The sequence below is a fragment of the Candidatus Limimorpha sp. genome (genome assembly GCF_056203535.1).
The window spans coordinates 20,776-43,664 of sequence record NZ_JBADWU010000049.1; the positions used below are offsets into that span (position 1 = coordinate 20,776).

Below are 22,889 nucleotides of genomic sequence, written 5' to 3' on the forward strand. Positions count from 1 at the left end.
ATTATGGAAAGTTGTTGTCGATTATTTCACGACGAACTTGATTGTGTTTTCAAAACCATTAGCCTTGACGGTGACGAAGTAGATGCCGCTGTTGAGGTTGCTGATGTTGAGTGAAGGTGAGTTGATACCAGCTGAAATGGTTCTGTTTTCTTCCATGACCTTTTGACCGGTGATGTTGTAAACAGCGATGTTCGTTTCAGAAGCCTGAGAAGCATTGATTTCAACGTTCAGGACATCCTGAGCTGGATTTGGATAAACACGCACGTTGGTCATAGGATTGACAGCTTCGCTGACGTTCCAGCCTTGCATGTCAGGGGTGAGTTTGACAGCCCAAATTACATTGTCGGTTTCGCCGCCTTGTGGGTCATCGTCGTCGAGAACCAGTCCGAGTTCATTGTCAGCTGAATAGCCAACCCAGAACGAACCGTCGTAGGCATTGCCGCAGGCGAATGTAGGATAGACTTCGTCCATCATGTGCATGAAGTCTGATGACAGGTGGTCATAATCGTCGAACCAGGTTCCTTCGCTGTCTCTGTAGGTTACGTAAGCACTTCTGTAGTAGAAGTTTGAAGTTTGGTCTGCTCTTCCTTCATCGAGGCATGAATAAATGATGGCCATGTTGCCGTTTTCGTCAATGGAAATGCCAGGTGTTGTTGAGATACCGTAGTTCACGTATGTGAAGTGACCGTCCCAATATTCTGTGTAGTCGACCATGCCGTCGCCGGTTTCATCAGGCCAGCCGAAAAGATGGAGGTGCTGTTCGCCATCGGCTTCTGCCAAAGCTGCAAGACGTTCATCCATCAAGGTGTTTGAAACGCCGCCGATGCCGTTGGTGTTGTCGAATTGAGAGTCGCCACTCCAGTCGCCGAAACGAAGAATGTCGTGTCCGCCTTTTTCGTTCACATATTCTGAGTTCCAGTAAACGATGGCGTCGGTGTAAGGCCAGTAGGTGATATAGCCGAAACCGCTTTCTGGAGCCGGAGCGAAACGGGTGAGGCCGAATGCAACATGAACGGTACCATTGTTATCAATGGCAATGCTGTGTGAATTGTCGTTTGACCAGATGGAGTCGGTTTCGCTGGTGATTTCGTCCTGATACCAGTCGAGGCCGCTTCCGTATGGGAAGTGGGTGACGACTTGCTTTTCCCAAGTTTCGCCGTTATCGTGTGAAATGATGTAGAACATCTCGTAGGTCATGCCGCCGAAGAGGATGGCGATGTTGTCGCCGTTTGAAGCCATGACATAGTCATCGGCACCGATGTTGTTGTAATACAAAGCTTCATCGACTTCCGGAGGTGTGACAGGCTCGCTCCAGGTGAGGCCACCGTCGGTTGAACGGCTGTACCAGTTGTGGTAAGCACTGTTGCCTTGGTCATCGGTGTAGTCTTCTGTGCCAACCATGTGGACGTATTGTCCATTGCCTGAAGCGCAGACTCTTGGCCATGATGGTTTTTCGAAGTTGGTGATGAGTTCCCATTCGCCTTCGCCTTTTTTCTCTCTTCTGTAGATGTTGGTGCCTGTTGCGTGTGAAGCCATGATTTCAGCATCGCCGGCAGCGCAGATTGACGGCCAGCCTGACTTGATTGCTTCAATACGTGCTGATGGCATTTCACCGAATTCGGAACCGTTGTAATAGTTGTAACCGGCACCACGGGTGTTGTAAGGGCTGTCGTCTGAGCTCCATGTGGCGACTACTGAAACAGTGCCGTCAGGCCAAACGGCGATACGGTTGCCAATGCTGCCGTTGCTCTGCTTGTCGTAGCGGGTTTGCATGGTCTCAAAATCCTCAAAGCCTCTGGCTATTCTGTGTGTGGCTGCCTTTGGTGTTGTAGGAACTTGTTCGAAGCTCATTTCAACGGTGTTGTCGTCTTTTGGGTCTTGAATCTTTGTCAAGACGCTCTGCTTTGCAATTTCACCTTTCTTGAGGGTGACTCTTTGTGCAAAACCAGTCGATCCTATTGCGAGGATCATGGAAAGAAGTAAAACCTTTTTCATAGTGGTTGATTTTGATTGTTAATAATTTGAATATGACGCAGCAAAAATAATAAAAAATCATAAACGTCAAAAAAAAATACATATTGTTTTATGCTTTTTTTTCGACTTTGATATTGCAATCGGGAACAACAGGTTGACCCGAAGCGATGTTGTCCTGTAATTATAATAGGTGGGCAAATTTAGATTACATTTAGACATTTAGACATTTGGACATTTGGACATTTAGACATTTGGACATTTAGACTTTTGAACTTTTGAACATTTAGACTTTTGGGTATTTGTACAATTTACTGACTGATAACCGATGACCAACAACTGATAACCGATGACCAACAACTGATAACTGATAACCGACAAATGATAACCAATCAATGTTGCAGTATAATTTTGACCACTTACTTATTTGCCTTAATTTTTGTGCTTTAAAGACTTTAGGATGCTATTGTGATGCTAATTTTGAAATTATTGAAAAAAAAGTGGTTTTTCGTCCTAGAAATCTTTGAAAAAGTATATTTTTGCAATTTCACAAAACATTTCGAGAGATGGCTATTATCACACTAACAAGCGATTGGGGAACTTCCGATTATTACGTTGCGGCAGTAAAAGGCAGGATTTTGTCGTATTTGCCAAATGCTACCATCGTTGATGTGACGCATAATATTGAGCCATTCAGTATCGCTCAGGCTGGTTTTACGTTGAAAAACTGTTACAAAAGTTTTCCCGAAGGCTCCATCCATATCATTGGCGTTGAGACCATCGAATCGGATGAGCAGCCTCATGTTGTGGTGAAAGCCAATGGACATTATTTCATTTCCACCGATAATGGCATTTTCAGCCATATTCTCGATGGGATATTTGATGAGGCCGTTTGTATTGATGTTCCGCAAGACACTGATTTCTTCACCTTTGCCACCCGTGACCGTTTCGCAAAAGTGGCTGCCATGATTGCTCAAGGCGAGCCTTTGTCGAATATTGGCGCGCAACGCGAAAACCTTAATCTTGGCGGTGGTTTTTGCCCTGTTGTTAAAGGCAATGCTATCGAAGGTGTGGTAAGGCATATTGATTCGTATGGCGACCTGATTACGAATATTTCGAAGGAAGTGTTTGAAAATGAGCGTCGTGGACGTCGTTTCTCTATCAAAGTGAAAGGAGAACTTTATACCATTGATCGAATATCCGATAGTTATTTGGATGTCGATGTGGCGGAACTTGTGGCCATTTTCGGGACACACGGCTACTTGGAACTGGCATTGAATCAGGCAAAATTGGCAACGCTTTGCGGTATTGAGCAGGATTTCACCATTAAGGTCGTGTTTTACGATGATGACGATAATGGACCATCCAATTCGGGATTGCTGTTCTAAGTATCTTTCCAACGCAAATTACGGATAGTTATTCATAAATCTTTGTTTCTGTAAAATGCGCCTTTGGCGGGAGACAATAAATGCGGAGGAATTTTGGCCAGTAAATTAGAGTAAATTTTTTCATGCGCCAGCCAATCTGTGGAATTTATGCGCTTGCGCATTCAAAAATTCATCTGTATAATCTGTAAAATCTGTAGTTTATTGAAAATCAATGTAATACGTGTAATCTACGGTTCTAAAATTCAAAATCTTGCTGAAAATCCTTACTAAAAATCCTGCTGAAAATAAAAAAGGCAATTTCCTATAATGGTCGCTTCGCTCAAAATCCATACTTAAAATCCTACAAAAAATCATTACTGATTTTGGCATGGATTGAAAAAATCAGTATCAATTCATGCGCTGTTCCCTGAGCTTGTCAAAATTCATCTGTATAATCTGTAAAATCTGTAGTTTATTGAAAATCAGCGTAATCTGCGGTTAAAAAATCCTCTGCGCAAATCAGTAGTTATCAAATCTTTTTCTTATCCAACCGCTTTTCTAAAATCTGATACAATTTCCAGATTATCAATCCGATAAGTATGCCCAAAACGGCACCACAAAGAATGTCGCCGGGGTAATGGTAGCCGATGTAAATGCGGCTATAACTCGACAAAAACGCCCATGCAAAAAGCATCCAGCCGACCCATTTGCTTTTTTTTCGGAACGCAGCTGTCAGGAAAGTGCCGATGGCAAAAGTGTTGGCGGCATGTGATGAAACGAAACCGTAATGACCGCCCGCCATGCCTTTTGGAAGGTTGATTAAATCTTGAAAATCAATATTGTAGCAAGGACGTAAACGCTGAAACAAAGGCTTGCAGACGTGAGCCGACAACTGGTCGGAGCAAAGCACGACAAGCCCGACAGCGAGAAAAATCATCCAGCAACGCTTGCCGTATTGTTTCACTGCAAGGAAAACCAAAAGCAAGTAGATTGGCAGCCAAACCCACATTTTTGTTATGGCAATCATCACGGGGTCGAGCCAATCGGCGCGAAGTCCATTAAGAAAGAGAAAAAGCTGGGAATCGATGTCGGTGAAAAACTCCATTTTTATTCCTCCTCTTCCTCAACGCCTTTGTTCAACATGTTCCAAATCAAATCTTTAAGTTCAACAATGCCTTGGCCAGTCACGGAACAAATGAAAGCATGCGGAATCTTTTTCGGCAGGTGTTTTTTGATTTCCTTAATGGTGTCTTCATCGACCAAATCGCATTTCGTGATGGCAAGAATGCGGTCTTTGTCCAGTAGTTCGGGATTGTATTTCTTCAGTTCGTTGAGCAAAATATCGTATTCCTTTTTCACATCTTCGGAATTGGCTGGCACCATGAACAGCAAGGTCGAATTGCGTTCGATATGTTTCAAAAACCTGATTCCCAAACCTTTGCCTTCGGCAGCACCTTCAATGATGCCAGGGATGTCGGCCATGACGAAACTACGATGGTCACGATAACCGACGATACCCAGATTCGGCACTAAAGTAGTGAAAGGATAATCGGCGATTTCGGGCTTAGCCGCTGAAACTACCGACAAAAGTGTTGATTTTCCAGCGTTTGGAAATCCGACCAGACCGACATCAGCCAAGAGCTTCAGTTCCATGGTAATCCACTCTTCTTGAGAAGGCTCGCCGTGCTGGGCAAATTTCGGTGCCTGCAAAGTTGAGGTCTTGAAAAAAGCGTTGCCTTTGCCGCCGCGACCGCCTTTCAGCAGCACGATGGTTTGTCCATCTTCGGTGATTTCGCCCATCATCTCGTGAGAATCGGAACGATAGGCAACTGTGCCGAGCGGCACATCAATGTAAATATCGTTTCCGGCAGCGCCCGTGAGTTGGTTCTTGCCGCCAGGCACGCCGTCGCCGGCCACAAGGTGTTTGGTGTAGCGCAGGTGGAGCAAGGTCCAAAGTTGCACATTGCCACGGAGAATGATGTCTCCGCCACGGCCGCCATCGCCACCGTCTGGACCGCCTTTCGGGATGTATTTCTCACGGCGGAAGTGCATCGAGCCTGAACCGCCTTTTCCTGAGCGGCAGAAAATCTTCACGTAATCAACAAAATTTGAAGTCATAATCTGTTTGTTTTTAGGATTTAAAACTCATCAATAAATTCCACGCCTTCATCGTCGTCGTAAGTGCTGCAATCGAAATTCAAGTCGACGTTTGGAAGATTCGGCTTCGTGAAATCGCCTTGACTTACATGGAGGTTCGGGTCGTTGTAGACTTTGCGCATGTAATATGCCCAAATCGGCAAAGCCGTATGTGAGCCTTGTCCCAAGTCGGTGCTTCTGAAGTGAACGCTGCGGTCTTCGGCACCGACCCACACGCCAGTAGTCAAATCAGGCGTAATGCCCATGAAATAACCATCGCTTTGCTTTTGTGTGGTTCCCGTTTTGCCGGCAATCGGATTGTTGAAACCGTATGAATAACGCAACCGGATACCCGTTCCGCTTTGTACGACGCCTTTCATCAATTCAACCATTTTGTAAGCGGTAAGTTCGCTCATGGCTTCCGATTCTTCAGGCATGAAACGCTCGATGACGTTACCGTTTTTGTCTTCAATGCGTGTGATGAACATCGGCTTGATGTAAACGCCCTGATTAGCGAAAGTGCTCATGGCACCAACCATTTCGATGAGTTTTAAGTCGCAGACGCCCAAGCAGATGGAAGGCACAGCTTCAATCGGTGATTCTACACCCATGCGTCGTGCCATGCCGATGACAGCTTCCGGACCGAAACGGTTCATCAGGTAGGCCGAAATCCAGTTGTTGGATTGTGCCAAAGCCCATTTCAAGGTGACTTCTTCGCCGATATGTTTGCCTGAATTGTGTGGCTCCCAGAAGGTTCCGTCTTCAAGCTGAATGCTGTACTGAATGTTCGGGATGCGTGTGCAAGGTGTGTATTCGCCTTCCTGCATGGCCAAGGTGTAAAGGAAAGGCTTGAAAGTGGAACCCACCTGACGGCGTGCCTGCGTGACGTGGTCGTATTTGAAGAAACGGTAATCCAAACCACCGACGTAGGCTTTCACATGGCCCGTGTGCGACTCAATGGAAACAAGGCTTGCCTGAAGGAACCATTTGTAATAGCGGATGGAGTCCATTGGCGACATGACGGTGTCAATCGGGCCGTCCCAAGAGAAAACGGTCATTTCGACAGGGCGGTTGAATTCGGCTTTGATGGAATCCATACACATTCCTGCGTTTTTCAAAGTGCGGTAACGGTCGGAGCGCTTCATGGAGGTTTCCAGGATGTGGTCGATTTCATCGGCTGTTATATTATAAAAAGGTGCGTTTTTCTGGTTTTTCCAATGTCTGTAAAACATAGGTTGCAATTCCTTGCCCATGAATTCCTTGACGGCAGCTTCGGCATGTTGCTGCATACGCGAATCAATGGTTGTATAAATTCTCAATCCGTCGCGGTAGATATTGTAAGGTCTTCCGTCTGGATGCGTGTGGTTTTTGGCCCAATCATTGAGTTCGCCTCTCAGAAATTCACGGAAATAGGTGGCTTGACCGCTGTTGTGGTCCATCACGTTGAAGTGCGACATGTCAATCGGAATCTGTGAAATGGAGTCGCATTCGGCTTGGGTGAGATAACCGTTGTCGGCCATTTTTTTCAAAACCAGATTACGGCGGCCAATGGAATTTTCGGGATTGCGGACTGGGCTGAATCGTGTCGGCGCATTGACAACGCCAGCCATCAGTGCGGCTTCCTCAATGTTCAGTTCTTTCGGCGACTTGTCGAAGAAAGTTTTTGCCGCCGAGCGTATGCCGTAGGCATTGTGGCCAAAGGCAACCGTGTTGAGGTACATGGCGATGATTTCTTCCTTCGAATAGTTGTGCTCCAGTTTGGTAGCCGTAATCCATTCCTGGAATTTGCGCAAGACAAGTTTCGGTGTGCTGAGGTTTTCGCCGCGCGGGAAAAGGTTTTTGGCCAATTGCTGCGTGATGGTACTGCCGCCGCCTTTTTTGCTACCGGTCAGAACGCCGAAGGCAACGCGGAACAAGGCTTTTTTATCGATGCCGGAATGTTCCGTAAAACGTTCATCCTCAATGCTTACCAAAGCCTGTGGAATGTAGGGCGACAATTCTGCATAACGCACGTTTGAACGGTTTTCGACATAATAAGTGCCCAAAACCTTGCCATCGGCTGAAATGATTTCGGTAGCGAGATTGGTCAGAGGGTTTTCCAGTTCCTCGAAACTCGGCATCGTTCCGAAAACACCCGATGCAACGCAAATGAAAAACAGAACGATAAACGCTAAAAACGCGCCAAAAATAATCCAGATATTTCTGATGGCTTTTGAGCTTCCACCGTTTGCCTTTTTTTGTTTATTGTTCATAATTCATTGTTTTTCAATGTATAAGCCAACATCGGAAATGCCTTTCAGCACAGGTTCGCGCATGGCTTGCTCGATTTCGAAATGATAGAAACCAACCAACGGGAACTTCATGTTGGGCATCAATATCTTACGCAAATCCCTCATGCTGCCGCTGCTTTTGCCAATCCATTTGCCTTCGGGCGTAGCCAAAGTGATTTCGATGGTGTCGCGGGTGTGGTTGCCGTTGGGCATGGCCGTATTCATGAAGACGTAGAGGTTGCTGTAACGGTATGTCTCTAAATGCCGCACATCGATGCCAAAAGCATACGCGCTGAGCGTGTCGGAAACCGTGAGGTCGAAAGTGGCCTTGTTGTCCTGCGCCCATTCCGCTTCGGGCAAGACAACCCTTTCGTTGTAAACGTCTTCTCCACAGGAGATTAGTCCGGCTGTCAGCAAGATGGCAATGTATAGAAGTGATTTTTTCATTGTTGTTTTCGTTTAGTCGCTCATCTTCTTCAGGTCGTCGTCGCTGATGAAGCCTTCGTTGTTGTTGGTGTGCTGTTCGGTGGTGAGGGCGTAATCTTCAAGTTTTGCAGGCTTTTGCCCTTTCTTGTTGAGACTGATGATTTCCTTGACCTTTTCGACTGGCAGAGCCATAATATTGCTGCGGTCGGTGGTGTAGGAATACCAGGCAATGCCTTTCAGGAGGTCGTTTTTCTGATGAATGGCATCACCGCTTTGAAATTTCAGTACGATGTTTGAATCAGGGAAGGATCTCAAGGCGTCAACGTATGCTTCATATTCGAAATTGAGGCAACATTTCAGTTTGCCGCACATGCCGGCCAGTTTCTGAGGATTGGGCGACAATTGCTGAACACGCGCTGCACCTGTCGTAACGGACTGGAAATCACAAATCCATGAGGCACAGCAGAGTTCGCGGCCGCAGGACCCCAAGCCGCCCAATTTGGCTGATTCCTGTCGCACACCAATCTGACGCATCTCCACCCTGACATGAAATTCTTCGGCCAGTTTCTTGATGAGTTCGCGGAAATCAACACGGCCATCGGCAGTGTAGTAGAATATGGCTTTTGTCTTATCTCCCTGATATTCAACATCATTGAGCTTCATGTCGAGACCGAGGTTTTCGGCAATGACGCGTGTGCGCGACAAGGTGCCTTTTTCCAGTTTGATGGCAGAAAGCCATTTCTCGACATCGGCGGGACGTGCGCGGCGGTAGATTTTCTTCATATCGGCCAATGGCGTGCGGAAACGCTTGCGTTTCATTTGATGCTCAACGATTTCGCCCAAAAGGGTGATAATGCCAATATCGTGACCGATGGCGGCTTCCACAGCCACCATTTCGCCAACTTCCAATTCTAAATCTTCAGGGTAAATGAAATAGTCCTTGCGGTCGTTCTTGAAGCGCACTTCCGCCAAACGTTTTTTGACTTCGGTGGTGTCGGTGCCTTCGTAATCTTTCAGCCAGTCGAACTGGTTGAGTTTGCATGCGCTTCCATCCAGAACTTTTTGCCCCGGCGCATATTCCTGACAGAACTTGCATCCGCGTTCAAAAGTCAGTTCATCATCGTATGGAATAACTTTTTTATCTTGATTATCTTGATTGTCAGTCATTTGTATTTTCTGTTTTTGAGCTTCAACTATAAATTTGCAAAAATAGGAAAAAAATCAATATACCGTCATTTGGTTGTAAACGCAAATTGTCATAAATGAAACATTAATTTTTTGTTGCTTAGTTCATTAAAGAATAAATTTGTGTTTTTCAAAACTAAGCAACATTTCGGATATTTTATTACTTTTGCAGTTCAAATTGCTTTTAGAAATCGTTAAAAACTTAAAATCGTTTCATTATGACTACAAATTCAAACAATGTAAAGTCAGGAAAAGGCAAAGGCCTCATCATAGTTTTGGCCGTAATCGCATTGCTGGTACTTTGGGGCATCCGTGTTTACAACAACTTGGTTGGCAAGCAGGAAACCGTTGAAACTGCGGTTGGTAACGTGCAGACCGCCTATCAGCAGCGTGCCGACCTCATTCCTAATTTGGTTGCTGCCGTGAAGAGCTATGCCGAATACGAGCAAGGAACTTTGACAGCCGTAGTCGAGGCAAGAGCCAAGGCAACATCAACGACACTCGACGCCAACAATCTGACAGAAGACCAATTGAAGGCTTTTCAAGCCGCACAGGATCAGATGTCGGGTGCCTTGTCGCGCTTGCTCGTCACGATTGAAAAATATCCTGACCTGAAGGCCAATCAGAATTACCTTGATTTGCACAGCCAGTTGGAGGCTTGCGAAAACACCATCGCCAACGCAAGACGCGAGTTTAACGCCACGGCAAAAGATTATAACACTTTTCTGCGCCGTTTCCCGAACAACATCATCGCTAACTTCGGCAATTTCGACAAAATGCCTTATTTCGAGGCTTCGGAATCAGCCCAAAATGCTCCGAATGTTGGCGATTTATTCAATGACTAATTGATTGATGATGAAAAAGATAGGTTTCCTTTTGGCATCGATGATGCTTTTTTCGGCTTTTTTCGATTTTGCCTTGGCCCAGGAATCGAAATTCGGTTTTCATGGCGGTGTCAACATTTCCAGGTTGAAGTTCGATGATTACAGCAATAATTCGAGAGTTGCCAATGTTTTGGGCGGTCTCTATTATGGCTATGAATTCAATGAGCTTCTCGGAGTGCAGGCAGGTCTGGATTTCACACTTACGGGCACTGAAGAAAGTAGCCGGCAATTTGATCCTGAAACAGGCGAATCATACGATTGGAACTTTGAAATGTCTTTTGACAATTGGCGTATTCCGATTGTCTTTACCGTTTCTCCAACCGAATGGCTGCGTTTCAATGTCGGGCCACAGCTTTCGTTTTGCTCAAAAGGCGAGATTTTCGACACCAAAGCTCAGGAATATGGAGGTCAAGTGAGATATAAGCTATCCAGAAAAGAATATAATGTTTTTGATATTCAGGCTGTTGCGGGTGTTGATTTCCGCTTTTCCCAACGTTTTATCCTTGGTCTGCGTTATGTGTATGGCTTTAGGAAAGTCTTGAAGGATAATTTCGGCATGGATTACGAAATCATGAATGCCGGAAAATCGTATCATCGTGCGGCGACTATCACTTTTGGCCTTGAGTTTTAGAGACGAATCATGTTAGGAGCAATAATAGGCGATACCGCAGAATCGGTTTATGAATTTGACAATATTAAGACAACGGATTTCCCGTTTTTCTCGCCGAGAAGCAACTACACCAAACACACGTATTACAAACCTTCATATTTTACTGAAACTATGGATAGATTCACACCTGATTTCATCAAGGAACTTCGGCCAGACGAAATCTTCGTCTTCGGCAGCAATCTGGCTGGTCATCATGGCGGCGGCGCAGCCTATATTGCCAATGCAAAATTTGGCGCAGAATGGGGCGTTGGCGTTGGTCCAACGGGACAGTGTTACGCCATCCCGACCATGCAAGGTGGGGTGGAGACCATCAAACCTTACGTCGATGATTTCATCGAGTATGCAAAACAGCATCCGGGACAGAAATTCCTTGTCACGCGCATTGGCTGCGGCATTGCAGGTTTCACTGATGACGAAATCGCGCCGCTTTTTGCCGAAGCCACCAATCTCCTGAATGTCAGTCTGCCTGAAACATTCTGGAAAGTGCTGGAATGATGATTTTTTCCTTTCAGATTGGAAAAACTGTGCTTTTGAGATTTATTGTGTCAAAATGAACTAAATTTGCGCTTCGATTTATCAATTTTGCAAACAAAAGTCTTTAGATATGAACGACATTGATTATTTCAAAAACCTGAATCTGGCCATCACCGTTTGCGACAAGGATGGCAATGTGCTTTATCAGAACGATTCATCCATTGATGTGAACGGCGACACGCGTGGCAAAAACCTCATGAATTGCCACAACGAGAAATCCCAGGCCATCATCCGCCATCTGATTGGCGAAGCCGACACGAATGCCTACACCATTTCGAAGAAAGGCAAGAAGAAACTGATTTACCAAACGCCTTGGTATGAGGACGATGCAAAGCAAATCGTCGGCGGACTGATTGAATTTTCCATCATCATTCCTGAAGATATGCCGCATTTCGACAGGGGATGATTCTTTGAGATAAAAAATCCTCGCTGATTACACAGACTGGCACAGAAAAAATCTGCGTAAGTCTGCGAAATCAGCGGGGATTTTGCTGTATCAGCAAGTGAAAAACGAATTATTTCATCACCAAATTGTAGGTATCCTGAGCGATGACAAATTCTTCGTCGGTCGGGTAGACCACCACCATAACCTTTGAGTCAGGTGCAGAGATGACTGCGGCATCGCCAATGGTTTCCTTGTTGATGCGTGGATCCAGCTTGATGCCGAGGAATTCCATGTTTTCTAGGATAGGTTCACGCATGAACCAGGCGTTTTCGCCAATGCCACCGGTCATCACGATGATGTCGGCGCCATTCATGATGGCTGCGTAGGCACCGATGTATTTCTTCACGCGGTGAGCGAACATGTTGAAAGCGTAGGTGCTGCGTTCGTCGCCTTCTTCTTTGCTGGCACGGACGTCACGCATGTCCTGCTTGCCGCCAGTGATACCCACGAGGCCAGACTTCTTGTTGACCAAAGTGTTCATTTCCTTGGTGTTGTAGCCTTCCTTGTCCATAATGTACATGAAAGCGCCAAGGTCGAGGTCACCGGTGCGGCTGCCCATCATAAGGCCTTCGACAGGGGTGAAGCCCATGGATGTTTCCACCGATTTGCCATATTCAACGGCTGCAATGGAAGCACCGCTGCCCAAGTGGCAGGTGATGATTTTGCTGGTCTTCCAATCCTTGCCAACGAAAGCGGCGGCCTTTTCGGCGACATACTTATGGCTGGTGCCGTGGAAGCCGTAACGGCGCACGCGGTACTTTTCGTAGTATTCGTAAGGCACAGCATAGAGGTAGGCCTCAGGTGGCATGGTAGCGTGGAACGAGGTGTCGAACACGGCTGCCATCGGGATGCCAGGAAGCACTTCTTCCATAGCGTGGATGCCTTGCAAGCTGCCTGGGTTGTGCAGTGGAGCGAGGTCGCAGAGTGATTCGATGCCTTCGATGACCTTCTGGTCGATGCGGACGCTCTTTGTGAATGTTTCACCGCCGTGGGCTACTCTGTGGCCGACAGCGTCGATTTCCTTTAGGTCCTTGATGACGCCCATCTTCGGGTCAACCAATGCTTTCAGCACTAATTTGATGCCTTCGGTGTGGTTCGGGATAGGAAGCTGTTCGTAGTACTTCTCGCCGTTGTATTTATGTGTAAATTCACCCATTTCAAGGCCGATGCGTTCGAGCAAGCCTTTGGCTAAGAGGTGAGATGTGTTGGCGTTTTCCATGTCAAGCAATTGATACTTAATGGAAGAACTGCCGCAGTTTAAGACTAATATTTTCATGTTGAATGTTTTTGTTGTTTAACTGTTTATTTGTTTTCGCCCTTGGCGGGAGAAAGTAAATTCGGAGTAAATTTTAGAGTAAATTTCAACATGCAACTTCATAGCCGTTTTAAACGCAAATTTCCATAAATTAACCGAAAATTATCGTGAATTTGACTGATACACAAGTATTAAAATTATCGATAATTCATGTTTAATTCGCGATAATTTGTGTTTAGCGAAGCAAAAGAAGATATTGCAATTTTATAGTTGACACTTGAAAAATTTACTCGTAATTTACTCTTAATTTACTGTTCACCCTCTGCGGAGCGGAGAAATTTACTTCTTTTGGGCGATGGCCTGGTTTGCGGTGATGGCGACGAGTTTGTAAACATCATCGATGGAGCAGCCGCGGCTCAAGTCGTTGCAAGGCTTTGCAAGACCTTGGAGGACAGGACCAACTGCTTCAGCACCTGCAAGACGCTGAACGAGTTTGTAAGCAATGTTGCCGACTTCGAGGCGTGGGAAGACCAAAGTGTTGGCCTTGCCAGCAACCGGGCTGTTAGGAGCCTTGCTTGCACCGACTGATGGGACGATGGCAGCATCAGCCTGCAATTCGCCGTCGAGGACGAGGTCAGGACGCATTTCCTGAGCCTTGCGTGTGGCTTCGATGATCTTGTCGACATCTTCGTGCTTGGCAGAACCCTTTGTCGAGAAGCTCAAGATGGCTGTGATTGGGTCAATCTTGGCAATGTTCTTGGCGGTGTCGGCAGTGCAGACAGCGATTTCGGCCAATTGGTCGGCAGTCGGGACAGGGGTGACAGCGCAGTCAGCGAAGACCAGCTTGCCATCGGTGCCGTATTTGCAACCTTCAGGCAGGAACATGATGAACGCACCCGAAACGCAGCTTACGCCAGGAACGGTCTTGATGATTTGCAGGGCAGGACGGAGCATGTCGCCTGTGGTGCTGCGGGCACCGCTGACGAGACCATCAGCTTCACCAGCCTTGACGAGCAAAATGCCGAGATACATGAAGTTTTCGGCAAGGTTTTCGGCCTGTTCCATGGTCATGCCTTTGGCTTTGCGGAGTTCGTAAAGCAGTTCGGCGTATTTCTGTTTGTTAGGGTTGTTCTTCGGGTCGATGATTTGAGCCTTGTCGATGTTCTTCAGGCCAAATTCGGCGGTCATTTCCTTGATTTTTTCGGCTGGGCCGATAAGGGTAATGTCGGCAACGCCGTCAGCGAGAAGCTGGTCGGCGGCTTTCAGTGTACGTGGTTCGTCACCTTCAGGAAGCACAATGCGCTGCTTGTTGGCTTTGGCATTGGCAATGATTTCTTGCATTAAATCCATGATAAATGTTGATTATTGTTGATTGTTTAATTGTTGATTTGTTTACTTTAAAAAGTGCATAAATACGGGTGCAAAGGTAATAAGTTATTTAGGTTTTTGCAAAAATATTTATTTTTGAGACAAAGTGTTGTTTGACTGTGAAACGACTTGGAATGTTATTGCTTATCAAGTCAATTGCCTTAGATTCAATGATTCAAGTTTTTTTGTCGGTAATGTCTGCATTTGAGCGATTTATTATTCAGGAATCCCGTTTCCATACATCAGAGAAATGACTTTTTTCAAAGATTCTGGTGGTTTTTATGTCTCTTACTTCTTTTTTACTTAATTTTACGACCTAAATTCATAATCTCATTTTCATGAAAAAGACATCTATCTTATTCGCAATCATTGTTTTGGCGACATTCGTTTCATGCAATAACCAAGACGCGATTCATCGCGTCTCTACAGACGAACCGACCAAAAATTACATCCAATATGTCAATCCAATCATAGGAACCAATGGCATGGGACACACTTTTCCGGGTGCCTGTGCGCCTTTCGGCATCGTGCAGTTGAGTCCCGACACCGATACCATTCCTCATAACATTAATGGTGAATATCAGCCACGGGTTTATGAATATTGTGCTGGTTATCAGCATAAAGACAGCACGATTGTAGGTTTCAGTCACACCCATTTCAGCGGCACTGGCCATTCCGATTTGGGCGATATTTTGGTCATGCCCACCATTGGCGAGATAAAATACAATCCCGGAACGCAGACCGAACCCGACAATGGTTACCGTTCGCGTTTTTTGCACGAAACAGAAATCGCGCAACCTGGCTATTATGAGGTGCTTTTGGAAGACTATCAAGTCAAGGCGCGGCTGACGGCAACGGAACATGTCGGCGTGCATCAGTATGTTTTTCCGCAAGATGCTGACGGCAACATCATTTTAGATTTGCAACACGGAATTTACAATTACGATGGCAAAACCTTGTGGGCCAATTTGCGCGTTGAAAACGATACACTTTTGACAGGTTATCGAATTACAAACGGTTGGGCAAGAACGAATTACACTTATTTTGCCATCAGTTTCAACCAACCGATTGCCGATTATGGCTATTGCGATTTGCAGAGACCGAAATATAACGGCGGTTGGGGCAAGTTCCCTGTCAATCATAATTTTCCAGAGATGACGGGAAGAAAGATTGTGGCGTATTTCACCTTCCATCAGCCTGAAACTTTGGAGATGAAAGTCGCGCTTTCGGCCGTCAGCACCGAGGGGGCCTTGAAAAACTTGAAAGCAGAAACCGATGGCCTTGATTTTGAGCAGCTTTTGGCCCAAACCCAAGACAAATGGAACAAGGAGCTTTCCATCATCGATGCCGAAGGCACTGAAGACCAGAAAGCCATGCTTTACACATCCTTGTATCACACGATGATAAACCCTTCAATTTACATGGATGTTGACGGGCAATATCGCGGCCTCGACCACAATATTCATCAAGCCGAAGGCTTCACGAACTACACCGTTTTTTCGTTGTGGGACACTTACCGTGCCTTGCATCCTTTGTTCAATGTGCTGCAAACCCAGCGCAATGTCGATATGGTGCAGTCGATGCTGAAACACAGCGAGCAAAGCGTTCACGGGGCTTTGCCGGTTTGGTCGCATAATGGCAACGAAAACTGGTGCATGATTGGCTATCACTCAGTTCCTGTGCTTTCCGATGCCTACACGAAAGGCGTTGTCAGCAATGCCGAGCCGCTGCTGAAGGCCATGAAACGCAGTTCGACGATACCTTATTACGTCAATTTGGACAATTACATGGATTTGGGTTATGTGCCTTTCGACAAAAACAACGGCTGCGTTTCCATCACAATGGAATATGCCTACGATGATTGGGCAATTTACCAAGCGGCGCTGAAAGCCGGCGACAACGCAACGGCAGAAACCTACAGGCAACGTGCCCAAAACTGGAAAAACACTTTCGACACGCAACTTGGTTTTGCCCGCCCGAAAATGGCTGACGGCACTTGGAAAGAACCTTTCAGTCTGTTCGACACCGAGGGCGAAGGCTTTGTGGAAGGCAATTCGTGGGTGTATTCCTTCTATGTTCCGCAGGATGTAAAAGGTCTGATAGAAGCCATGAAAGGCGAGAAACAATTCATCGCCAACCTCGACACCTTGTTTGTGATGCACCTGCCTGCCGAGTTTTTCGAAAACACCGAAGATGTCACCGAGGAAGGCCTGATGGGATGCTACAACCACGGCAACGAACCTGCCCATCACATTGCCTATCTTTACAATTGGACTTCGCAACCCTACAAGACGCAATACTGGTTGCGCGAAATCATGAACCGTTTCTACAAGAACAACATCGACGGACTTTGTGGCAACGACGATTGCGGGCAGATGTCGGCGTGGTACATTTTCAGCGCCATGGGCTTCTATCCCGTTTGTCCAGGCAGCGACCAATACGTGTTCGGCGCACCTTATTTGCCTTATATGAAAGTGAAATTAGGCAATGGCAACACGTTGGAAATCAAAGCGAATGATGTCAGCGACGAGAATCGTTATGTGCAGAAAGTCAGTTTAAACGGCAAGGAAATCACAAGGCTTTACCTTACGCACAGCGAACTCATGCAAGGCGGCGAACTAGTCTTCGAAATGGGCAGCGAACCTAATATAAATCGCGGATTGAATGAGGAAGATAAGCCTTATTCGATGAGCGAGTGATTTTTGGAAACAAATGCTTTGCATTACCTTCGGTGAATCTTCGATTTCAACGTAGTTAAATCTGACATAAATATTCCGATACAGATTCTTTCCTTATCGGAATTTCATGGCCGCTTGCGCGGCATGGGAGAAAGTAAATGCGGAGTAAATTAGGAGTAAATTTTTTGTTCCTATCAATTCGATAGCCAAACATTTAACGCTTAATTCGTGATAATTAGCGTTTCTCCAAAAAAATCTCCACATTTCTTGTCTCATTTTCCATTCTTTTCCTATTTTTGCCCTCGGTTTGGTGCGCCAAACCTTGTTCTTTAAATAATTAAGAAGCGTTATGCTTGTTTTGTAATTGAAAACGTAGGAAATTTTCAAGAAAGTACAAGATTGCATAATGGTTCTGCACGTTCTGCGTGGACTATTATCATATTTGTACTTTCGGGTTTTCCTACGACCTTCAATTGCGGTATGGCATACAGTTCCACGCTTTTTTTCATATCCATTAAAAACAGGTGCAGAAAGGGCATCTTGCAGTAGGAACTGCTGGCTAAGTCTTATAAAAATGAAGAAAATCATTACATTAATTCTTTTGGCAACATTGTCAATTGGTATTTCAAAAGCTCAAACTCTAAACGTTAATGTCCGAGACATTGAAAACTTCCAAATCACCTATTGTGCCGACACAGTTTATGTTTGGGGTGATTCTACTAGTTTTTTTGGAAGTTTTTATAGGCCGGATTGGACTGAAGAAATTGATTCGTTTGTCCTTATGGTGACAAAAGATAAAAATCAAGGGATGTGGTGTTATGATGAATTTATCACCTATAATTCATATGATCTTTATAGTGCATTTTTCATTATTTGGCTTAATTCAGCTTCTGAACCGATTCTAACTCCATTTGAAAAAAATGTCAATCTTAACGATAATAACGAAATTGAAATTTATGCCTATTATGGTGAAGAGCTTGAAAACCTTACTGTTGTTTGGAATGATGGTGATACGGTTTTTTCCCGTTTTGTTGGTGCTGGTGATTATGTTGCCACGGTATCAGATGATTGTGGTCGATTCGTCGAGAACATTTGGCATGTCGAAAATTGTAGTAGTTTAGAGGAAAATCTTGGGGTTAATAGTATCTTTATATATCCAAACCCAGCTCAAGGCAGTTTCGTTGTCAAGGGCGAGGGTCAAATGATCGTTTACAATGCCATTGGTCAAGTCGTCCGCAAGGAAGAATTGAAGGGCGAAATGGCCGTGGAACTGCCTGCCGGAATGTATTTCGTGCAAGTGAATGGTTCGGTGAAGAAGGTTGTTGTGGAATAAGAAAACGGAAATTCAATATTTGGGCGGCTCGGTTCGGGCCGCCTTTTTTCGTTTGCGAACACACGCGAAACGAATTTCTCTGCATCAACATTTCATTGTTCTGAAAATCTGAGTAATTTTGCAGAAAATTTCATGCTAATGGCACAAAGTTCAAATCTATATGGCTTAAATCAACATTTGTTTTGGGACATTGACACCCAGCATTTTGACATTGACAGAAGTGCCTCATGGATTATTCAGCGTGTGCTGGAATATGGCAGCATGAAAGATTGGTTCATTATCGAAGATCATTTCGGAATAGACAAAATCGTTGCATACGCAATGAATTTTAGAACCTTAGACCCTGTCGCGCTGTCGTTTTTATGCTTCATTTCCGACACAAAAAAGGAGGACTACAGATGTTATCATATTGCACAATCGCACCCCACACCTTGGAACTCCTGAAACCTGATGCAATTTTTGAGGATGGTTTGTGTTTGGCTTCGCCCAAAGACATCGCCGCAATGAAAATTAGTGCGATAGAAGGAAGAGGCTCAAAAAAAGATTTCATTGATTTGTATTACCTTTTGCAACATTATTCCTTCGCCGAAATTCTTGGCTTTTATACACAAAAATATCCTCAATATTCGATGTTCAGAACACGAATGGCATTGACTTATTTCGAAGATGCTGAGAATCAAGAAACTCCCAAAATGTTCAATAATGTTGATTGGGAAACGGTGAAGGAAAAGATAGCAGAAGAAGTGAGAAAGTTTGATTGGGAAAAATACGGTGACAAATGAATATAGCAGCATTAGTTTCGGGTGGCGTAGATAGTTCGGTGGTGGTGCCCATCCTCAAGGAGCAGGGCTACGACCCACACATTTTCTACATCAAGATTGGCATGGAAGGCAAGGAGGATTTGTCAAGCTGCCCATCGGAAGAAGATATTGAGATAACTACTTATATTGCAAAGAAATACGGTTGTAAATTCGACATTGTCGACTTGCAGCACGAGTATTTCGAAACCGTCGGCAAATACACCATGGAGATGGTGCGCAAAGGCCTGACGCCCAATCCCGATGTGATGTGCAACCGCTGGATTAAGTTGGGCGCCTTTGAGGAAAAGGAAGGCCACAATTTCGATAAGATTGCCACGGGTCACTATGCCCGCTCGTGGAAAAACGAGCAAGGCTTTTGGTTGGGAACGGCTGCCGACACTTTCAAAGACCAGACCTATTTTTTGGGTCGCATTACATACGCGCAACTCTCAAAAGTGATTTTTCCTATTGGCGACATTGTGAAACCCGAAGTGCGCCGTTTGGCGGCTCAGTATAAGTTACCAAGTGCAGAACGGCATGACAGTCAGGGGATTTGCTTCTTGGGAAAAATCAACTACAACGATTATATCCGTGAATATTTGGGTGAAATGCCGGGCGATATCGTCGAATTGGAATCGGGCAAGAAACTTGGTCGTCACAAAGGTTTTTGGTTCCATACCATTGGCCAGAGGAAAGGCCTTGGCTTGGGCGGCGGACCTTGGTTTGTGGTGAAGAAAGACATTCCGAACAACATCGTATATGTGTCGCAGGGTTACGACCCGATTGCGCAATACACGACACTTATTCCGCTCAGCGACATGCTGCTGATGAATCCGACATTGAGTTTCACGGAAGGTCAGCGCGTGCGTTTCAAGATCCGTCATCAGCCGGAGTTTACTTTGGGCACGATACATCTCACCGACAGAGGTGTCGACATCATTTCTGATGTCGCCATTTCGGGTGTTGCGCCAGGGCAGTTTGGCGTCATCTATCATGAGACGGAGCCATACGTCATTGGCAGCGGGGTGATAGTGGAGGTGAACGAATAAAACTGAATCTATATGAATACAATATCCGACCGCATCCTATACGAAGACAATCACCTGCTGATAGTCAATAAATTACCATCCGAAATCGTGCAAGGCGACAAAACGGGCGACATCTGCCTGCTCGATGATGTGAAGGAATACATCAAAGTGAAATACAACAAGCCGGGCAATGTTTTTGCGGGTTTGGTGCATCGCATCGACCGCCCTGTCAGTGGTGCCGTTTTGTTTGCCAAAACGAGTAAGGCCTTGTCACGCATGACGGAAAAGGTGAAGGACCGCGATTTCCATAAAGTTTATCTTGCCTTAGTGAAGAACCATCCGCCAAAGGAAGCTGATGTGTTGGAAGACTTCATTGTGAAAAACGAAAAAATGAACAAGTCGTTTGTGACGACTTCGGCCAACAAAGAGGCGAAACTGGCGCGTTTGAGTTATCGCGTCATTGGCCGTTCCGATAATTTCTATTTACTTGAAATAGAACTTTTTACAGGACGACATCATCAGATTCGCTGCCAGTTGGCCAACATCGGTTGCCCGATAAAAGGCGACTTGAAATACGGTTATCCACGCTCCAACCCCGATGCCTCCATTTGCCTTCACGCATATAGGATTTCGTTTGAGCATCCAACGCTGAAAACGCCTGTTGAAGTCGCTGCACCTTTGCCAGAAACCATGCCTTGGCCGGCGTTTGAGGAGTTCTTGTAAATGTAACTTGCTGTCTATAAAATAGATATACGCAAATTATCCAAATTACATAATACTATTACCAAAATTGTATTATACAAAATTGGTAAAAAATAGAAATTAAATTTAATTATAAGATAATCAATATTTTGTTGACTGTGATATATGCCAAAATAGTTGATTTTGAATCATTGTTTTTGCCATTTCAGGGTCAGGCAGCCGTAGATGCAGACTATCAGGAAGCAGCAGAAAGGTAAGACATACGAGAAATTGACGGCAGGCAAGCCGCAAACCGTTCCCAAATCGATGATGGCTCCTTGCAAAGGTGGCAGCAAGGCTCCGCCTACGATGGCTTCAACCAAGCCGGCTGCGCCAATGGTGACTTCATCGTCGCTCAGGCCGTCCAAGGCGATGCCGTAGATGGTCGGGAACATCAGCGACATGAAGGCGGAAATGGCGATTAGGCAATACAAACCGAGGTTTCCTTGAATGAAAATCGTTCCTGCCGAAGCTATCATGGCACCGCAGGCAAAAATGACCAACAGCTTGCGCGGATTGGTCTTTTTCATCAGCATCGTGCTTGTGAAACGGCCAACGATAAACAATCCCATGGCAATCATGTTGAAATACTGTCCTTGGGTTTTCGTATAGCCCAAATGTTCGGCATAGTGGATAATGAAGGTCCACACCATAATCTGTGCGCCAACATAGAACACTTGAGCCACAACGCCAGTAGCATATTTCTTGTTTCTAAATAAACTCTTAAATGTCTGTTTCAAAGGGATTTGTTTTCCTTCTGCTTTCTTTTCGTCAATCTTGATGCAGGCGATGACAATCAGGATGGCCAACACCACACAGCCCAAAATGACGTATGGATTGCGGATTGCAATCAGGTCGTTGGCGCGGATTGAGGCTTTCGTGGCGGCATCGAGGTTGGCGTAATCGGCCACTTTATCAGATTGGAGCGATGACAAAATCACGGTTGAAGCCACCAGCATTCCGCACAAGGAGCCAATCGGGTTGAACGACTGCGCAAGGTTCAGGCGTCGCGTCGCGTTTTCCTTGTCGCCCATCGAGAGGATGAAAGGATTGGCCGTCGTTTCCAAAAAGGCGAGGCCAAAAGTGAGGATGTAAAGCGCTATCAGGAAAAAGGTGTAAATGCCATATTTTGCGGCGGGGAAAAACAGAAACGCGCCCAAGGCGTAAAGTGCTAGACCGAGCAGAATGCCTTTCTTGTAGCTGTGTTTGCGGATGAAAAACGCGGCAGGGAAGGCCATCGTCGCATAGCCGCCGTAGAAGGCAAACTGTATTAAAGCGGCTTTTGAGGCCGACATTTCAAGTATGGTTCCGAAAGCGGCCACCAACGGGTTGGTGATGTCGTTGGCAAATCCCCAAAGGGCAAACAAAGTGGTGACAATGATGAACGGAAACACTAATTTCCTCGGTACAAGTGGTTTTTTCTCCATGATTCTACGTTTAAAAAGCCTACAAAAATAGATAAAAAACAAATTGTGCCTAAAGAAATTCATTTTGTTATGCGATTTGTTCCGATAGCCGGATATGAAGTTTGGTAGTGTTTCAAACAGTGTGTCCGAAGTCTGTTGACTTCAGGGATGCGATGCAAAATTAGACAATAGTTTTCATATTTGTATCAGTTGGTGAAAAAATCGTAGTTTTGCCATGCGGCCGGACGAGGAAACGGGCTCTGCTGGGGAGCAACCCGCCAGCAATAAGGCCGAGCCTACACTGAATGCAGTGAATCGTGAGAGCCGTCATGATTGGCGGCTCCGATTGCATTCAGGAAGGCGGTTCCGCTAAGAAAACCCATGTCAGCGTC

Annotated in this window: 19 protein-coding genes and 1 pseudogene; 11 read left to right on the top strand and 9 right to left on the bottom strand. The window is 45.5% G+C overall.

Annotation, left to right across the window (positions count from 1 at the left end):
• Nucleotides 1-21: 21 nt before the first annotated feature.
• Entirely contained in the window at nt 22-1,995 is a 1,974-nt protein-coding gene (locus AC06MN_RS05860) for a T9SS type A sorting domain-containing protein (protein WP_475671421.1), read from the bottom strand.
• A 542-nt stretch (nt 1,996-2,537) separates the two neighbouring features.
• On the opposite strand from AC06MN_RS05860, the gene AC06MN_RS05865 reads away from it, so the two are divergent.
• On the top strand, nt 2,538-3,359 hold the full coding sequence (locus AC06MN_RS05865; RefSeq protein WP_475671422.1) for an SAM hydrolase/SAM-dependent halogenase family protein: 822 nt from the start codon (nt 2,538-2,540) through the stop codon (nt 3,357-3,359).
• 508 nt (nt 3,360-3,867) lie between these two features.
• Here the strand turns inward: AC06MN_RS05865 and AC06MN_RS05870 are convergent.
• The 5 genes and pseudogenes from AC06MN_RS05870 to AC06MN_RS05890 form a co-directional block, all read right to left on the bottom strand.
• Nucleotides 3,868-4,443 (bottom strand): phosphatase PAP2 family protein, encoded by a 576-nt coding sequence (locus tag AC06MN_RS05870; RefSeq protein WP_475671423.1) that lies wholly within the window; start codon nt 4,441-4,443, stop codon nt 3,868-3,870.
• 5 nt (nt 4,444-4,448) lie between these two features.
• Nucleotides 4,449-5,459 (bottom strand): annotated as a pseudogene (gene obgE, locus AC06MN_RS05875) (GTPase ObgE); the annotation flags it as partial.
• A 17-nt stretch (nt 5,460-5,476) separates the two neighbouring features.
• The gene (locus AC06MN_RS05880; protein ID WP_475671424.1) at nt 5,477-7,726 is read right to left on the bottom strand and encodes a penicillin-binding protein 1A; all 2,250 of its coding nucleotides are present in this window, start codon (nt 7,724-7,726) and stop codon (nt 5,477-5,479) included.
• A gap of 3 nt (nt 7,727-7,729) precedes the next feature.
• On the bottom strand, nt 7,730-8,191 hold the full coding sequence (locus tag AC06MN_RS05885) for a gliding motility lipoprotein GldH (protein WP_475671425.1): 462 nt from the start codon (nt 8,189-8,191) through the stop codon (nt 7,730-7,732).
• A gap of 12 nt (nt 8,192-8,203) precedes the next feature.
• Nucleotides 8,204-9,337 carry a PSP1 domain-containing protein gene (locus AC06MN_RS05890; RefSeq protein WP_475671426.1) on the bottom strand — a complete coding sequence of 378 codons (1,134 nt, stop codon included), beginning with the start codon at nt 9,335-9,337 and terminating at the stop codon, nt 8,204-8,206.
• Between the two features lie 236 nt (nt 9,338-9,573).
• On the opposite strand from AC06MN_RS05890, the gene AC06MN_RS05895 reads away from it, so the two are divergent.
• From AC06MN_RS05895 to AC06MN_RS05910, 4 genes are all read left to right on the top strand, one after another.
• Nucleotides 9,574-10,200 (top strand): LemA family protein, encoded by a 627-nt coding sequence (locus AC06MN_RS05895; RefSeq protein ID WP_475671427.1) that lies wholly within the window; start codon nt 9,574-9,576, stop codon nt 10,198-10,200.
• A 10-nt stretch (nt 10,201-10,210) separates the two neighbouring features.
• Nucleotides 10,211-10,870, top strand: a complete 660-nt coding sequence (locus tag AC06MN_RS05900; protein ID WP_475671428.1) for a porin family protein — start codon at nt 10,211-10,213, stop codon at nt 10,868-10,870.
• Between the two features lie 150 nt (nt 10,871-11,020).
• The gene (locus tag AC06MN_RS05905; protein ID WP_475671439.1) at nt 11,021-11,404 is read left to right on the top strand and encodes an A1S_2505 family phage non-structural protein; all 384 of its coding nucleotides are present in this window, start codon (nt 11,021-11,023) and stop codon (nt 11,402-11,404) included.
• A 109-nt stretch (nt 11,405-11,513) separates the two neighbouring features.
• A complete protein-coding gene (locus AC06MN_RS05910) occupies nt 11,514-11,849 on the top strand; it encodes a PAS sensor protein (protein ID WP_475671429.1) in 336 nt (111 codons plus the stop codon).
• Between the two features lie 109 nt (nt 11,850-11,958).
• On the opposite strand, the gene AC06MN_RS05915 is transcribed toward AC06MN_RS05910, so the two are convergent.
• Nucleotides 11,959-13,164, bottom strand: coding sequence for an acetate/propionate family kinase (locus tag AC06MN_RS05915; RefSeq protein WP_475671430.1), 1,206 nt, complete (start codon nt 13,162-13,164; stop codon nt 11,959-11,961).
• Nucleotides 13,165-13,482: 318 nt separating this feature from the next.
• Nucleotides 13,483-14,493 (bottom strand): phosphate acetyltransferase, encoded by a 1,011-nt coding sequence (pta, locus tag AC06MN_RS05920; protein WP_475671431.1) that lies wholly within the window; start codon nt 14,491-14,493, stop codon nt 13,483-13,485.
• Nucleotides 14,494-14,849: 356 nt separating this feature from the next.
• Here pta and AC06MN_RS05925 point away from each other — a divergent pair, with 356 nt between their 5' ends.
• The 6 genes from AC06MN_RS05925 to AC06MN_RS05950 all read left to right on the top strand — a co-directional run bounded on the left by AC06MN_RS05925 (nt 14,850) and on the right by AC06MN_RS05950 (nt 21,073).
• Complete coding sequence (locus tag AC06MN_RS05925; protein ID WP_475671432.1) at nt 14,850-17,210, top strand: GH92 family glycosyl hydrolase; 2,361 nt, start codon at nt 14,850-14,852, stop codon at nt 17,208-17,210.
• Nucleotides 17,211-17,763: 553 nt separating this feature from the next.
• Nucleotides 17,764-18,522: a T9SS type A sorting domain-containing protein gene (locus AC06MN_RS05930; protein ID WP_475671433.1), complete on the top strand. Its 759-nt coding sequence runs from the start codon at nt 17,764-17,766 to the stop codon at nt 18,520-18,522.
• A gap of 138 nt (nt 18,523-18,660) precedes the next feature.
• On the top strand, nt 18,661-18,966 hold the full coding sequence (locus AC06MN_RS05935) for a DUF6922 domain-containing protein (RefSeq protein WP_475671434.1): 306 nt from the start codon (nt 18,661-18,663) through the stop codon (nt 18,964-18,966).
• Nucleotides 18,921-19,304, top strand: coding sequence for a nucleotidyl transferase AbiEii/AbiGii toxin family protein (locus tag AC06MN_RS05940; RefSeq protein ID WP_475671435.1), 384 nt, complete (start codon nt 18,921-18,923; stop codon nt 19,302-19,304). The genes AC06MN_RS05935 and AC06MN_RS05940 overlap by 46 nt, the downstream gene beginning before the upstream one ends.
• Nucleotides 19,301-20,371 carry a tRNA 2-thiouridine(34) synthase MnmA gene (gene mnmA / locus AC06MN_RS05945; RefSeq protein WP_475671436.1) on the top strand — a complete coding sequence of 357 codons (1,071 nt, stop codon included), beginning with the start codon at nt 19,301-19,303 and terminating at the stop codon, nt 20,369-20,371. Before AC06MN_RS05940 ends, mnmA begins: the two co-directional genes overlap by 4 nt.
• A 12-nt stretch (nt 20,372-20,383) precedes the next feature.
• Nucleotides 20,384-21,073 (top strand): RluA family pseudouridine synthase, encoded by a 690-nt coding sequence (locus tag AC06MN_RS05950; protein ID WP_475671437.1) that lies wholly within the window; start codon nt 20,384-20,386, stop codon nt 21,071-21,073.
• 167 nt (nt 21,074-21,240) lie between these two features.
• Here AC06MN_RS05950 and fucP read toward each other — a convergent pair whose 3' ends face one another.
• On the bottom strand, nt 21,241-22,518 hold the full coding sequence (gene fucP / locus AC06MN_RS05955) for an L-fucose:H+ symporter permease (RefSeq protein WP_475671438.1): 1,278 nt from the start codon (nt 22,516-22,518) through the stop codon (nt 21,241-21,243).
• Between the last annotated feature and the right edge of the window lie 371 nt (nt 22,519-22,889).

Coding starts and splice junctions, on each gene's coding strand:
- AC06MN_RS05935 (WP_475671434.1), top strand. CDS start 18,661: ATGGCACAAAGTTCAAATCTATATGGCTTAAATCAACATTTGTTTTGG.
- pta (WP_475671431.1), bottom strand. CDS start 14,493: ATGGATTTAATGCAAGAAATCATTGCCAATGCCAAAGCCAACAAGCAG.
- AC06MN_RS05915 (WP_475671430.1), bottom strand. CDS start 13,164: ATGAAAATATTAGTCTTAAACTGCGGCAGTTCTTCCATTAAGTATCAA.
- AC06MN_RS05910 (WP_475671429.1), top strand. CDS start 11,514: ATGAACGACATTGATTATTTCAAAAACCTGAATCTGGCCATCACCGTT.
- AC06MN_RS05880 (WP_475671424.1), bottom strand. CDS start 7,726: ATGAACAATAAACAAAAAAAGGCAAACGGTGGAAGCTCAAAAGCCATC.
- AC06MN_RS05895 (WP_475671427.1), top strand. CDS start 9,574: ATGACTACAAATTCAAACAATGTAAAGTCAGGAAAAGGCAAAGGCCTC.
- AC06MN_RS05905 (WP_475671439.1), top strand. CDS start 11,021: ATGGATAGATTCACACCTGATTTCATCAAGGAACTTCGGCCAGACGAA.
- AC06MN_RS05870 (WP_475671423.1), bottom strand. CDS start 4,443: ATGGAGTTTTTCACCGACATCGATTCCCAGCTTTTTCTCTTTCTTAAT.
- AC06MN_RS05865 (WP_475671422.1), top strand. CDS start 2,538: ATGGCTATTATCACACTAACAAGCGATTGGGGAACTTCCGATTATTAC.
- AC06MN_RS05925 (WP_475671432.1), top strand. CDS start 14,850: ATGAAAAAGACATCTATCTTATTCGCAATCATTGTTTTGGCGACATTC.
- AC06MN_RS05885 (WP_475671425.1), bottom strand. CDS start 8,191: ATGAAAAAATCACTTCTATACATTGCCATCTTGCTGACAGCCGGACTA.
- fucP (WP_475671438.1), bottom strand. CDS start 22,518: ATGGAGAAAAAACCACTTGTACCGAGGAAATTAGTGTTTCCGTTCATC.
- AC06MN_RS05890 (WP_475671426.1), bottom strand. CDS start 9,337: ATGACTGACAATCAAGATAATCAAGATAAAAAAGTTATTCCATACGAT.
- AC06MN_RS05950 (WP_475671437.1), top strand. CDS start 20,384: ATGAATACAATATCCGACCGCATCCTATACGAAGACAATCACCTGCTG.
- mnmA (WP_475671436.1), top strand. CDS start 19,301: ATGAATATAGCAGCATTAGTTTCGGGTGGCGTAGATAGTTCGGTGGTG.
- AC06MN_RS05930 (WP_475671433.1), top strand. CDS start 17,764: ATGAAGAAAATCATTACATTAATTCTTTTGGCAACATTGTCAATTGGT.
- AC06MN_RS05900 (WP_475671428.1), top strand. CDS start 10,211: ATGAAAAAGATAGGTTTCCTTTTGGCATCGATGATGCTTTTTTCGGCT.
- AC06MN_RS05860 (WP_475671421.1), bottom strand. CDS start 1,995: ATGAAAAAGGTTTTACTTCTTTCCATGATCCTCGCAATAGGATCGACT.
- AC06MN_RS05940 (WP_475671435.1), top strand. CDS start 18,921: ATGTTATCATATTGCACAATCGCACCCCACACCTTGGAACTCCTGAAA.